Annotated in this window: 12 protein-coding genes and 1 riboswitch; all 12 genes read right to left on the bottom strand. The window is 64.7% G+C overall.

The window, feature by feature from the left end:
• Positions 1-31: 31 nt before the first annotated feature.
• The gene (gene gcvPB, locus VIL88_RS16170; RefSeq protein WP_331990620.1) at positions 32-1,579 is read right to left on the bottom strand and encodes an aminomethyl-transferring glycine dehydrogenase subunit GcvPB; all 1,548 of its coding nucleotides are present in this window, start codon (positions 1,577-1,579) and stop codon (positions 32-34) included.
• Complete coding sequence (gene gcvPA / locus VIL88_RS16165; protein WP_331990619.1) at positions 1,576-2,919, bottom strand: aminomethyl-transferring glycine dehydrogenase subunit GcvPA; 1,344 nt, start codon at positions 2,917-2,919, stop codon at positions 1,576-1,578. Before gcvPA ends, gcvPB begins: the two co-directional genes overlap by 4 nt.
• A gap of 9 nt (positions 2,920-2,928) precedes the next feature.
• A complete protein-coding gene (gcvH, locus tag VIL88_RS16160) occupies positions 2,929-3,294 on the bottom strand; it encodes a glycine cleavage system protein GcvH (protein WP_331990618.1) in 366 nt (121 codons plus the stop codon).
• 8 nt (positions 3,295-3,302) lie between these two features.
• Positions 3,303-4,472, bottom strand: coding sequence for a glycine cleavage system aminomethyltransferase GcvT (gcvT, locus tag VIL88_RS16155; protein WP_331990617.1), 1,170 nt, complete (start codon positions 4,470-4,472; stop codon positions 3,303-3,305).
• 151 nt (positions 4,473-4,623) lie between these two features.
• Positions 4,624-4,710: riboswitch (glycine riboswitch) on the bottom strand.
• 240 nt (positions 4,711-4,950) lie between these two features.
• Positions 4,951-5,439 (bottom strand): ATP F0F1 synthase subunit B, encoded by a 489-nt coding sequence (locus VIL88_RS16150; protein WP_331990616.1) that lies wholly within the window; start codon positions 5,437-5,439, stop codon positions 4,951-4,953.
• 3 nt (positions 5,440-5,442) lie between these two features.
• Entirely contained in the window at positions 5,443-6,069 is a 627-nt protein-coding gene (locus VIL88_RS16145; protein WP_331990615.1) for a F0F1 ATP synthase subunit B, read from the bottom strand.
• 97 nt (positions 6,070-6,166) lie between these two features.
• Positions 6,167-6,394, bottom strand: a complete 228-nt coding sequence (locus VIL88_RS16140; protein ID WP_331990614.1) for a F0F1 ATP synthase subunit C — start codon at positions 6,392-6,394, stop codon at positions 6,167-6,169.
• A gap of 67 nt (positions 6,395-6,461) precedes the next feature.
• Positions 6,462-7,235, bottom strand: a complete 774-nt coding sequence (locus VIL88_RS16135) for a F0F1 ATP synthase subunit A (RefSeq protein WP_331990613.1) — start codon at positions 7,233-7,235, stop codon at positions 6,462-6,464.
• A gap of 24 nt (positions 7,236-7,259) precedes the next feature.
• Complete coding sequence (locus VIL88_RS16130) at positions 7,260-7,652, bottom strand: AtpZ/AtpI family protein (RefSeq protein ID WP_331990612.1); 393 nt, start codon at positions 7,650-7,652, stop codon at positions 7,260-7,262.
• 218 nt (positions 7,653-7,870) lie between these two features.
• Positions 7,871-8,596, bottom strand: a complete 726-nt coding sequence (locus tag VIL88_RS16125; RefSeq protein ID WP_331990611.1) for an RES family NAD+ phosphorylase — start codon at positions 8,594-8,596, stop codon at positions 7,871-7,873.
• Complete coding sequence (locus tag VIL88_RS16120) at positions 8,568-8,996, bottom strand: antitoxin Xre-like helix-turn-helix domain-containing protein (RefSeq protein ID WP_331990610.1); 429 nt, start codon at positions 8,994-8,996, stop codon at positions 8,568-8,570. Before VIL88_RS16120 ends, VIL88_RS16125 begins: the two co-directional genes overlap by 29 nt.
• Before the next feature lie 66 nt (positions 8,997-9,062).
• Complete coding sequence (smc, locus tag VIL88_RS16115; protein ID WP_331990609.1) at positions 9,063-12,518, bottom strand: chromosome segregation protein SMC; 3,456 nt, start codon at positions 12,516-12,518, stop codon at positions 9,063-9,065.
• Between the last annotated feature and the right edge of the window lie 22 nt (positions 12,519-12,540).

Below are 12,540 nucleotides of genomic sequence, written 5' to 3'. Positions count from 1 at the left end.
CCGCGGCCGTAGCCGCGGGCTTTTTTTGCTTCTATTCAGCGGCCTTGAGTGTTTCCTCCGGCCGTTCCCATTTCAGCACTGGTTGCCGTGCCGCACGCGTCTCGTCAAGGCGGCGACGCGGGGCCTTCATCGGGGCCGCGGTGAAGCGTTCCCTGTTGCCGGCTTTGGCATCCTGCGCAAGCTCTTCCATGACGTCGCAGAAGCGGTCCAGCGTCTGCTTGCTTTCGCTCTCGGTTGGCTCGATCAGCATGGCGCCATGGACGACCAGGGGGAAGTACATGGTCATGGGGTGGAAGCCCTCGTCGATCAGCGCCTTGGCAAAATCGAGCGTGGTGACCCCGGTGCCTTCGAGGAAACTGTCGTCGAACAGCGCCTCGTGCATGGTCGGGTAGTCGGGAAAAGGCACCGAGAAGACGTGACTCAGGCGAGCCTTGATATAGTTGGCATTGAGCACTGCGTCCTCTGCCGCCTGGGCCAAGCCGTCGCCGCCGTGGCTCAGCATATAGGTCAGCGCCCGCACATACATGCCCATCTGACCATGAAAGGCCGTAACGCGGCCCAGCGCCTGCGCTTCGGCATGCTCTACCAGTTCAAGGCTCTTCTCGCCCTTGCGCACGAAGGGCACCGGCGCGAACGGCGCCAAGGCCTCTGACAAGACGACCGGACCTGCACCAGGACCGCCGCCGCCATGGGGCGTCGAGAAGGTCTTGTGCAGGTTGATATGCATCGCGTCGATGCCGAGATCACCCGGCCGCACCACACCCATGATGGCGTTGAAGTTGGCGCCATCGCAGTAGAAGAAGGCGCCTGCCTCATGCACAGCTGCGGCGATTTCGATCACCTGCGGTTCGAACAGGCCGCAGGTATTGGGGTTGGTCAGCATGATGGCAGCGACATCAGGCGATAGCGCCGCCTTGACCGCTTCCACATCCACGGTGCCGTCCTCACGCGCGGGCACCGGCTTGACGGTGTAGCCGAGGAACGCGGCGGTGGCCGGATTGGTGCCGTGGGCGCTTTCGGGCACCAGCACGATCTTGCGATGGCTTTGGCCGGCCGCTTCCTGTGCAGCCTTGATGGCCATCATGCCCAGGAGCTCACCATGAGCGCCGGCCTTTGGCGTTAGTGCCACGGCGGCAGTGTTGGTGAGCGTCATCAGCCAATGCGAGAGCTCGTTCATCAGCTCCAGCGCGCCTTGCACAGTCGAGACCGGCTGCAGGGGGTGAATGTCCGAGAAGCCGGGCAAGCGTGCCATTTTCTCGTTGAGGCGCGGGTTGTGCTTCATCGTGCACGAGCCGAGCGGGTACATCCCACTGTCGATCGAGTGGTTGAGCCGCGACAGGCGGACATAGTGGCGCATGGCCTCGGGCTCGGTGAGGCCGGCCAGATCGAGCGGCGTCTTGCGCTCGAAGCCGCGGAGACGATCGCCCGAAATGGTGACGTCTGGCAGGTCGACGCCCGAATGCTCGGTGTCCCCGATTTCGAACAGCAGGGGTTCGTTGGGGAGGAGGGCGGAGCCGGAGGTGGCGGCGAAGCCAGACGTGCCGGTGCCGGTGGGCCGGCCCTGATTGTTCATGCTCATGCGAGTTCCTCCGCAAGGGCGGCGCAGAGCGCTGCGATGTCGGCGTCGGTGGTGAGTTCGGTCGCGGCCAGCACGATCAGGTTGCTGACCGAGGGATCATCGGGTTCGAGTCGGCTCACAGGGACACCGCCGAGGATGCCTCTCATGGCAAGGCGCTCGATCAGGGCGGCCGCTGGCTGCGATGTGCGGATGGTCATCTCGTTGAAGAAGGTCGTGTTGAGGACCTCGACACCTGGCACGGCAGCTAAGGCGTCGGCCAGCTTGCAGGCATTGGCGTGGTTGAGGCGGGCGAGGCGGGTGAAGCCAGCTTCCCCCAGCAGCGCCATGTGGATGGAGAAGGCGAGGGCACACAGGCCCGAATTGGTGCAGATGTTGGACGTCGCCTTTTCGCGGCGAATATGCTGCTCGCGGGTGGAGAGGGTCAAGACGAAGCCGCGCTGGCCTTCGGCATCCACCGTCTCGCCGCAGATGCGGCCTGGCATCTGGCGGATGAACTCCTTGCGGGTGGCAAGAAGACCTAGATAGGGACCGCCGAAATTGAGCGCGTTGCCGATCGACTGGCCTTCGGCCACGACGATATCGGCGCCGAGCGCACCAGGCGCTTCCAGGAGGCCAAGCGACACCACCTCGGTGATGACGACGATCAGCAGCGCGCCCTTGGCGTGAGCGGCATCGGCTGCGGTCCTGAGGTTGCGCAGGTGGCCGTAGAAGTCTGGCGTCTGGATGACGATGGCGGCGGTCTGCTCGTCGATGTGGTCGAGGATGTCACCCTGGCCTTCCGGCGAGGCGGTGAGGCATTCGAGATCGGCATCGTCCTTGAGATAGGCCTTGACCACATCGCGGTAATGTGGGTGGAGGCCGCCCGAGAGGACGATCTTGGGGCGCTTGGTGATGCGCCGGGCCATCAGCACGGCTTCGGCTGTGCCGGTGGAGCCGTCATAAAGCGAGGCGTTCGCCACATCCATGCCGGTGAGCTTGGCCACCTGGGTCTGGAACTCGAATAGCATCTGCAGGGTGCCCTGCGAGATTTCCGGCTGGTAGGGCGTATATGCGGTGAGCCATTCCGAGCGCTGGATCAGGTGATCGACGGTTGCCGGAACGTGGTGGCGGTAAGCGCCGGCGCCAACGAAGAAGGGGCCATCTGCGCCCGAACGGTTCTTGGCGGCGAGCGCCCGCATATGGGCTTCCACTAAGAACTCGGGACTGTGAGCAGGCAGGCGGAGATCGATGCTTTTCAAGGCGCGTGCGGGTACGGCGCTGAACAGCGCGTCGATATCGGCAGCGCCGATCACGCCAAGCATCTCGGACCGCTCGGCTGGGGAATGGGGGAGATAACGCATCGGGAACTCTTAAAGGGTTAGTTCGGCATAGGCGTCGGAATCGAGCAGGGTCTCGATCTCGGCGGCGTCGGCGATGGTGATCTTGTAGATCCAGCCGCCAGCTTCCGGGTCGGCGTTGATCAAACCCGGATTGCCCGAGAGTTCCTGGTTGACCTCGGTGACGGTGCCGGCCACGGGAGCGTAGATTTCGGAAGCAGCCTTGACCGACTCCACAACAGCGGCTTCGTCGCCCTTCTTGAGCACCTTGCCCACTTCGGGCAGCTCGACGAAGACGATGTCGCCGAGCGCTTCCTGGGCATAGGGGGTGATGCCGACGGTGCCGGTGGAGCCTTCGACGCGGATATATTCGTGGTCTGGCGTGAACTTGGTGGTCATTGCGGGTCTCAACTGGCTTGGGTCTTGCGGAAGTAGCGGTGGGGAACGAAGGGGGTGGGTACGACCTCGGCTGGCTGGGCCCGGCCGCGGACGGAGACTTGGAGCTTGCTGCCGATCTCGGCATGGGCGGGCGGCACGAAGCCCAAGGCAATAGCCTTGCCAAGCGAGGGGGCAAAGCCGCCGCTGGTGACGGTCCCAACGGGCTCGCCTGTGCCATCGAGGATTTCGGCACCCTCACGGGCAGGTGCACCATCAACAAGCAGGCCCACACGCAGCCTGGAAGGCTTGTTGCTGATCTCCTGGAGGATGCGGGCGGCACCTGGAAGGTCTGCTTCCTCGCGCCGGCGCCTGGAAACGGCAAAGCCCAGACCCGCCTCGATCGGCGAAACGGTCTCGTCGAGGTCGTGGCCATAGAGCGGTAGCCCGGCCTCAAGCCGCAGCGAGTCGCGGGCGCCGAGGCCGACGGGTTTGACCCGCTCGTCCGAGAGCAGCCTGTCCCAAAGCGCCGCGGCATCGGCGGTGACGACGAGGATCTCGAAACCGTCCTCACCGGTATAGCCGGAGCGGGAGACGATGAGCTTGTCGCTTCCCCAGTCGAAGGCGTTGTAGGTCATGAAGCCAAGATCGGCCGCACCGGGAGCGATGGTGGCCATGACACTCGCGGCTTCGGGGCCCTGAAGGGCCATGAGGGCATAGGTGCCATCGGCGCGGATCAGGCGGGCCTTGTCGCCGGCGGCCGCTTCGATGCGCTCAAAGTCGGTTTCCTTGGTGCCGGCATTGACGACGATATAGAGCCCGCCCGCGACGAGTGGCGAGCGCGCCACCAGGAGATCGTCCAGCGTGCCGCCCTGGTCGTTGAGCAGCAGGGTGTAGCGGATCTGCCCGGGCTTGAGGCTGGCTATGTCGCCGCAGATCAGCGGCTCGATAATGGCGGAGATCGCGGCGTGATCGGCTTCCGCGTCACCGCTGCGCTCATTCAGCAGGAGAAAGCTCGGACCCATGTGCGAAACGTCGAACAGGCCCGCGTGCTCTCGGGTCCATTTATGCTCGGCCATGATGCCGGTCGGATACTGCACTGGCAGCGAATAGCCGCCGAACGGCACCATGCGGCCATTTGCACGGAGATGCCGTTCATGGAGCGGCGTGATCTTGAGGTCGTCGGTTGGGGCTTGGGCCATCAACACATCCCGGAACTGAACAAGGCGACACGACTGCACCCGCCTTGCGGCGATTGTCGTGCCCCCTCTGTCCTTGCCCTGAGAGATTTCCCGGCTGAGCGCCGGTTGCTCCTTCGGTGGGACCGGTGAAGGTCCGCTTTCCAGAGTGTTTGTGCTGACGGCGGTCCGTTGGCCTGAGAGTTTCCGGGGCGGTTGCTCCTTCGGCGCTGGATTGAACCAGCTCTCCCGCAGTCAGAGGCACCATGAGGGAGAACGCGGAGGGCGTCAACGGTGGTCGGTGACTTGTTCTGTGGGGAAGAAAGAACCCCACCCAACCTCCCCCTGAAGAGGGGGAGGGACTTGCCGGTGGGTGGGGCGGGATCGTGCCTCATATCCGATCTGCTCCTCCCCTTCAGGGAGAGGGTGGGTGGGGGGCGCCGGACAAACGAAAAAGGCGGGAATTGCTGCCCGCCTTTGGATTCAATCGGAATGGAGCGCCTTAGTTCAGGCGGTTGCCCACATCGGCGATGGCGCGGTCGACGACCTGACCGCCCTTACGACCCATTTCGTCGGTGAGGACCAAGCGGGCCGCTTCGATGGCGACGTCGGCCGAGCGTGAACGCACTTCGGCGATCGCCTGGGCCTCGGCCTGGGCGATCTTGTCTTCCACGGCCTTGGTGCGGCGGGCGACGAGATCGGCCAGCGACGCCTGGGCCTCGGTGGTGAGGCGTGTGGCTTCGTCCTGCGCGGCAGCGATGATCCCTTGGGCTTCGCTTTCAGCGGCAACGCGCTTCTGCTCGTATTCAGCAAGAAGTGCAGCGGCTTCTTCGCGCAGGCGCTTGGCCTCGGCGAGTTCGTCGGCGATCTGCTTGATGCGGCCGTCGAGCATCTTGCCGATGACGCCAAAGATGCCGAAATAGCCGACGGCGACCAGGAAGATGATGAGGGCGACGAGGGCCCAGAAACTATTGTCCATCCACTCGGGCATGGCCTACTCCTTGCTCACCTTTGCGACCGCCGCTCGGACGCTGTCGCTGGGGATATCGCCGACCAGCTGGGTGACGACGGTCTGGGCCGTTTCGGCAGCGATCTCGTCGACATTGGCCATGGCAGCCGTCTTGGTGGCGGCGATGCGGGCTTCAGCAGCGGCAACCTTGGAGGCCAGATCAGCTTCGACGGCGGCGCGCTTGCCGGCAATATCGGCCTGCATGGCGGTGCGGTTTTCTTCAGCAATCGCCTGCGCCTTGCTCCGCGCCGAAGCCAAAGCAGCCTCATAGGCAGCGATGGCGGCATCGGTCTGCTGGCGGCTGGCATCGGCGGCAGCCAGATCAGCGTCGATCCGGGCCTTGCGATCTTCCAGCACCGAGCCGATGCGCGGCAGAGCCAGGCGGCTCATGACCACGTAGAGCACGAGGAAGGTCAGCGCCAGCCAGGCGAGCTGCGAAGGGAAGGTCGCTGGGTCAAATGGCGGGAAGATATCGGAGTGACCGGCTTCGGTCGTCGCATGCGTGTCGGTGGCCGCGTGGCCATCGGCGGCTTCGCCATGAGCGGCAGCCGGCGTCTCGACATGTTCTTCGCTTGGGGTTTCCGCCTCTTGGGCGAAGGCCTGCGTTACCATTACATTCGGTCCCGTTCAAATTCATGGTCCAGCGGAGGCCGGACGAATGAGCCGCAGCCGGGACTCCGGCTACGGCAGTTCGATAGGTCGCTTGGAATTAGGCGACGAACAGCAGGATCAGGGCAACCAGGAACGAGAAGATGCCCAGAGCTTCGGTCACGGCGAAGCCGAAGATCAGGTTACCGGTCTGGCTCGGAGCAGCAGACGGGTTACGCAGAGCGCCCGTGAGGAAGTTCGAGAAGATGTTCGACACGCCAAGGGCAGCGCCGGCCATGCCGAGGGTGGCAATGCCTGCACCGATGTACTTTGCCCATTCAGCTTCCATTTTGTAGTCCTTTCGAGGGTAGGTCGTTTGTTGCCGGCGGGACCCGCCGAGGAGGGGACTCAACGTCTTAGTGAGAAGGGTGAACCGCGTCGTTGAGATACATCGACGTCAACACTGCAAACACATAGGCCTGCACTGCTGCGACGAGGAATTCGAGAGCCGTCAGAGCCACGCCCATGGTCAGCGGGAGCAGCGCGCCCAGCCAGCCAAGGAAACCTGCGGCGCCCAGCGACACCACAAAGCCGGTGAAAACCTTGAGGGTGATGTGGCCGGCAAGGATATTGCCGAACAGACGAACAGAGAGGCTGATCGGACGCGACAGGAAGCTGACAACTTCGATTGGCACAACGATCAGCAGGACCGGCGCAGGGATGCCCGAGGGCGCGAAGAGCTTGAAGAACTTCAGGCCGTGCTTGGCGAAGCCATAGATGGTCACGACGCTGATCACCAGCATGGCGAGGGCGAATGTGACGATGATGTGGCTGGTCACGGTGAAGAAATAGGGCACCATGCCGAAGAGGTTCGCCACGAGGATGAAGGCAAAGAGCGAGAAGACGAAGGGGAAGAAGACCATCCCCTGCTTGCCTGCCGAACTGCGCAGCATGTTGGCGATGAATTCATACATCAGTTCGCTTGTGAGCTGGAGCCGGTTAGGCACCAGCGAGCGCTTGCCGGGCGCCAGCAGCATATAAGCGCTGACAGCCACAACGGTCGCCACCATGAACAGCGACGAGTTGGTAAAGGAGAGATTCAGGCCGCTGCCTGCAGTGCCATCGCCACTGAGGTGGATCGGGATCATGTCCTCGATGACAAACTGGTGGATCGGATCAGTACCGGCCAATGTGCAGCCCCTCGTTCGTCGTCATCAAAAATCGTCCGGCTTTTCGGTGACCGCATCCGAGCCGGCGCCGGAAGCGGGCGAGGCTTTCGCCTCTTTATCCATTTCCGCAACCGCGCGGATGACGTTGAGCACACCTGCGGCAAAGCCCACCAACAGCATGATGAGCAGGCCCCAGGGGCTGGTCTTGAGGCCTTGATCGATCACATAGCCGATCCCGGTCCCCACGAGAATGGCGGCCGCAAACTCCGAGCCCAGGCGCAGACCGCGCGCTATGCCCGAATTATCCGACCCGCCGCCCGAAGCTCTGTTGTCTTCCAGCTGACGTTCCCGCTTGGCAGAGGCTATACGCGATGCGAGATCGCCCGTCACCCCTTTGGCGCTGTCCGGCCGCCCTTCGGTGTCTTGCGGTTCTTGCATCCGCGCGCTCCCCCAGGCTGGCTTTTCCCGGTTTTCCGGACGCCTTTCAAGTCGCGCGCAACATAGTGGTGGGGTTTGGGAGTGTCAAGGCAGCGGATGAAGCGCTAAGTAGCTGTTTTCGCAACTATATTCAGCCCGATGTGGGGGTGCGGCATGCTGTCCACAGCCAATCGTGGCGGAGTCTGGGCAGGCGGGAAGATTCTGCGGGGCCGTAAAGGCTATAGCCCCCCTTCCACCACCGGCTCCGGGCTCCCGCGCCAGATCATGCGATAGACGGCCCCCTGCCGAACCGATTGCACTGCCGCGGGGCGCAGTGCGACGATGCAGGTGCCACCCCGATGGCGCACGGACGGATAGATGATCCCGTTCAAGGCCTCGCTGCGAGCGCGATCGGCCAAGGCATTGCCAGCGGGATAGGCTGTTGCCGGATCTTCGCCAAGGGAGGGGTGTTCATCGACCTGGCGCAGATCAACAAACTCGCCGGCAAGGCTGGCAAACATTTCGGCATATTCGACCGTGGCATGAAAGTCGCCAGCATCGGCCAGAAAGCGCGTGAGGTGAAACCCGACCTCGGCCAGGCAGGTCTCGACCGCCAGCGCCGCATACCAGGCGCCGCGATAGGCGCCGTTGAACCGGTTGGGCTGGCGCGGCTTGCTATAGGCAAAGCTCGCATTGATGAAGCGGGCATGCGGTACGTCATGGACCAATTCATTGGCAGCAAGACCCGATATGCCGCGATCTTCTGCTACGAGGCGTGCACTGGTCGCCCCTTCGATCTCGCTCAGCAAGGCCAGTTCCTCCTCGCTGTCTACAAGCGCCAGGAGAACCGCCTCGCGCAGCCGCGCTGTGGTGACGAGGCGGACGGTCCGCCCAAAGGCCTCCCGCACGACGGGCACACCGTCGACTTGCACGGCGCTAGAGCCCGCCACGTGCGGCATCGACATAGCGGCGTACTTCGACCATGTGCGGGATACCGCCCCCGATCATCGACTCGATAGGGCTCTGATGCGCAAAAAGCGGTGCCTTGTTGCGGAGGCGGGGCCAGCGATCGGCCATGTCATCGGCGAACAGGAGGTGGAGGCCCTTGTAGATGCCGACGAGGGCCGAGATGCGGGTCATCTGATCCTGGCTCAGCACCTTGCCCCTGCCTTCCGGCTTCAGCCGCTCCCATGTGCTCATCGAAATGTCGAGGAGGGCCGCTGCCTGTTGACCGGACAGACCCCATTGCTCCGCGAGCCGCCGATAGGCCTTGAGCGCAACATCCGACAGGCGGGCCCGATCTGTATCGTGGGCAAAAGTCAGGCGTTCTGGAAAAGCAGCGTCGAGTTCGGCTGTTATCGCCACGAGCAATGCTCCATCAAATGACGGGTATGATATACGTCATTTGATGTGAGTTGTCGAGAAGACCTGTTAGCCAGCTTCGCGGAAGCTTTCGGCGGTGGTGAGATCGACAGAAACAAGCTGTGAGACGCCGCGTTCGGCCATGGTGACGCCGAACAGGCGGTCCATGCGGCTCATGGTGATGGGATTGTGGGTGATCACCATGAAGCGCGTATTGGTGCGCTGACGCATGGAGTCGAGAAGGTTGCAGAAGCGTTCGACATTGGCGTCGTCGAGCGGGGCATCGACTTCGTCGAGCACGCAGATCGGCGCCGGATTGGTGAGAAAGACAGCAAAGATCAGCGACATGGCGGTGAGCGCCTGTTCGCCGCCCGACAGCAGCGTCATGGTCTGCGGCTTCTTGCCCGGCGGGCGGGCGATGATTTCGAGCCCTGCCTCGAGCGGATCGTCGCTTTCGACGAAGATGAGCTCGGCCGTGCCGCCGCCGAAGAGGGTGGTGAAGAGCTCCTGGAAGTGCGCGTTGACCTTGCCGAAGGCTTCGCTGAGGCGGGCGCGGCCTTCGCGGTTGAGCGAGGCGATGCCGGTACGCAGCTTGGCGATGGCCTCGATCAGGTCGTTCTTGTCCTTGACCATAAGGTCGAGCTTTTCCTCGACCTCGACGGCTTCCTTTTCGGCCGAGAGGTTGACCCCGCCCAGCCGCTCGCGCTCGGCCTTCAGGCGATCAAGCTTTTGTTCGGTCGCCGTTTCGGAGGGGAGAGGCTGTTCGGGCCGAATCCCTGACGCCTCGAGGGTCTTGCTGGCAGGGATGTCCAGCGTTTCCTCGATCTGCCGCTCGATCTGCTGGCGCTGGGCGATGAAGCTGCGGACGCGCTCTTCGATGCGGGTCAGCTCGATGCGGACATTGCCCAAGGCGTCGCTGGCGGTCTTGAGGGCCCGGTCGGCCTCGCGCCATGCGGTCTGGGCGACCGATAGCGTGTCGCCAGCCGCCTTGTGCTCGATCTTGGCGGTTTCGATCTGCCCTTCAAGCTGCGTGCGGCGGGCGGCGAGGCCATCGGGTGCGTCGGTGACGCTGCTCAGCTGCGCGGCAACCTCGGCCTGGCGCTGGTCCAGCGTCGCCAGCTGCGCCAGGGCGCCGTCACGGCGGCGTTGCCAGCTGGTGGCATCGCGTTCCAGCTGATCGAGGCGGCTGGTGCGCATGCGGGCAGTGGTTTCCCAGTTGCCAAGTTTCAGCCGCGCCTGATCAGCCTGTTCCCGCGCCTTGGTGAGCTCGGCTTGGCGGGATGCGGCCGCGGCGGCGGCTTCATCCTCGGTGCCGGCTTCCGCGAGCAGGCGTTCGGCTTCGGCTTGCGCCAGTTCGGCTTCGGTGAGCTGGGCAGCGAGGCGGCTCTGGGCCTCGGCAAGAGCCGATTGCCGCGTGGCGAGGTCGCCGATGGCGCGCTGCGCCTTGTCGACTTCGCTTTGGGCAGTGCCGATGGCGTGCTGGGCGGCGCGCCAGGCATCACGCCTCTGGCGCTCGTCGCGCCGGGCGGCATCGAGTGCGGTCGAGAGCGCTTCGACTGCTCTTTTGTGCGCGTTGCGTTCACCGCGAAACCGTGCGATCTCCTCGTCGAGTTCGGCGAGGCGATTGCGCTGGGCGAGACGCTGGGCGGCGGCGCTGGGCGCGTCGGCAGCGGCGACGAAGCCGTCCCAGCGCCAGAGCGCGCCTTCGAGGGTCACCAGCCTTTGGCCGGGCTTGAGTGCATGCATGAGGCTGGGGCCATCGGCCTCGTGGATCAGCCCGATCTGGTCGAGCCGGCGCTTGAGGAGCGGTGAACCCGTGACATAACGCGACAGCGGTTCGGCGGCCTGGGGCAGGGCGGCGTCGTCGGTGTGGTCAACCGGCACCGACCAATGCATGGGCGCGCCGGCATCGGAGCTGGCATCGAGGTCGTCGCCCAAAGCGGCGCCGAGCGCAGTTTCAAAGCCGGGCGCGACCTTGAGCTGGTCGACAATGGCGGGCCAGAGGCTGGCACCCACATTGAGCATCTTGCCCAAGGTGGAGGCTTCCGCCTCAAGGCGGTTGAGTGCAGCTTCGATCTCGTTGAGGCGGGGGCGGGCGGCATCCAGGGCGCCCTGCGCCCCGGTTGCCGCTTCTTCGGCGCTGAGGGCCGCGGTTTCTGCCTCGCTCGTGCTGGCCTGGGCCGCAGCGAGGGCCGCGCGCTTGAGGCTGAGGGTTTCGTCGGCGTCGAGGCGGGCGCGGATGGTTTCGGCCTCGCGCTCGACTTCGAGCAGTTGCGTGCGGAGGCGGTCGAGGCGAGTCGCGGCATCCTGACGGGCGCGGCTGGCCTGCATGCGGCGGGCGCGGACCTGGGCGAGGAGATCGGCGGCGGCGCGAGCCTCGGTTTCGGCCGCTGCAACGGCTCGCCTAGCATTTTCGGTCTCGTGGCGGGCGGCGTCGAACTCGGCTTGCGCCGCTTCGCCCTCGGCGCGGAGGCGGTTCTGTTCTTCTACATAGGCGGCGAGGGTCGTCTCGGCCTCCGCCACCAGTTCGCGCTCGCGGGTGCCGTCGGCGGCCAGTTGGGTGAGGCGGGTTTCGAGTTCGGCGCGGCGCTGGCTGGCGCGGCGAGCTTCGTCGGCCAGCTGTTCGGCCAGGATGGTGTAGCGCTGGAGGAAGGCACCAGTCACCGCTTCCCTGTCGCGCAGAGGCTGGAGGGCCGCCTCTGCCGCTTCCACCTTGCGCTGGGCGGCGAGTTCGTTGTGCGTGGCCTCGGCCAAATGGCGGATCAGCACCGCCTGCTGCGCCTCCGCGTCCTTTTCGGCGAAGCGGGCAGCCACCCAGCGCAAGTGCCCCAGCGTCGCCTCTGCACGGCGAATGTCGCCGCTGAGGGAGCGGTAGCGGATGGCGAGGCGCGCCTGGCGCTTGAGGGTTTCGAGCTGCGTCTCGATCTGGGCGATGATATCGTCGACCCGTTCCAGATTGGCTTCCGCGGCGCGCAGCCGCAGTTCGGCCTCATGCCGGCGCGAATGAAGGCCGGAAATGCCGGCGGCTTCCTCGAGAAGGGCCCGGCGGGCGGTGGGTTTGGCGGCAATCAACTCGCCGATTTGGCCTTGGCGGACCATGGCAGGGGAGTGCGCCCCGGTCGACGCATCGGCAAACAGCAACTGGACATCGCGGGCGCGAACTTCCTTGCCATTCACCCTGTAGACCGAGCCAGCCTCCCGCTCGATCCGGCGGGTGACTTCGAGCACGTCGGCCGTGTTGAGGGCGGCCGGGGCGGTGCGATCGGAATTATCGAGGACCAGGGTCACTTCGGCCGAGTTGCGCGCCGGGCGATTGCCCGAGCCCGAGAAGATCACGTCATCCATGCCCGAGGCGCGCATGGCCTTGTAGGAGCTTTCGCCCATGACCCAGCGCATGGCTTCCACAAGGTTGGACTTGCCGCAGCCATTGGGGCCGACAATGCCGGTGAGGCCGGGCTCCATGTGGAGCACCATCTCGTCGGAAAATGATTTGAAGCCGTGCAGCTTGAGACGGGAGAACTTCATTGGCAGCGCTCCACGCTCGGAG

This window comes from Devosia sp. (assembly GCF_036563435.1).
Classification (GTDB): domain Bacteria; phylum Pseudomonadota; class Alphaproteobacteria; order Rhizobiales; family Devosiaceae; genus Devosia.
Note: the sequence above shows the minus strand (reverse complement) of the source record. Positions and strands in the feature narration are given on the sequence as shown.

What these genes read in the sequence shown, in the direction of transcription:
- gcvPA (WP_331990619.1), bottom strand. Translation starts at nt 2,919, where the DNA reads ATGCGTTATCTCCCCCATTCCCCAGCCGAGCGGTCCGAGATGCTTGGC.
- VIL88_RS16140 (WP_331990614.1), bottom strand. Translation starts at nt 6,394, where the DNA reads ATGGAAGCTGAATGGGCAAAGTACATCGGTGCAGGCATTGCCACCCTC.
- gcvT (WP_331990617.1), bottom strand. Translation starts at nt 4,472, where the DNA reads ATGGCCCAAGCCCCAACCGACGACCTCAAGATCACGCCGCTCCATGAA.
- VIL88_RS16130 (WP_331990612.1), bottom strand. Translation starts at nt 7,652, where the DNA reads ATGCAAGAACCGCAAGACACCGAAGGGCGGCCGGACAGCGCCAAAGGG.
- VIL88_RS16125 (WP_331990611.1), bottom strand. Translation starts at nt 8,596, where the DNA reads ATGTCGATGCCGCACGTGGCGGGCTCTAGCGCCGTGCAAGTCGACGGT.
- gcvPB (WP_331990620.1), bottom strand. Translation starts at nt 1,579, where the DNA reads ATGAGCATGAACAATCAGGGCCGGCCCACCGGCACCGGCACGTCTGGC.
- VIL88_RS16145 (WP_331990615.1), bottom strand. Translation starts at nt 6,069, where the DNA reads ATGGTAACGCAGGCCTTCGCCCAAGAGGCGGAAACCCCAAGCGAAGAA.
- gcvH (WP_331990618.1), bottom strand. Translation starts at nt 3,294, where the DNA reads ATGACCACCAAGTTCACGCCAGACCACGAATATATCCGCGTCGAAGGC.
- VIL88_RS16150 (WP_331990616.1), bottom strand. Translation starts at nt 5,439, where the DNA reads ATGCCCGAGTGGATGGACAATAGTTTCTGGGCCCTCGTCGCCCTCATC.
- smc (WP_331990609.1), bottom strand. Translation starts at nt 12,518, where the DNA reads ATGAAGTTCTCCCGTCTCAAGCTGCACGGCTTCAAATCATTTTCCGAC.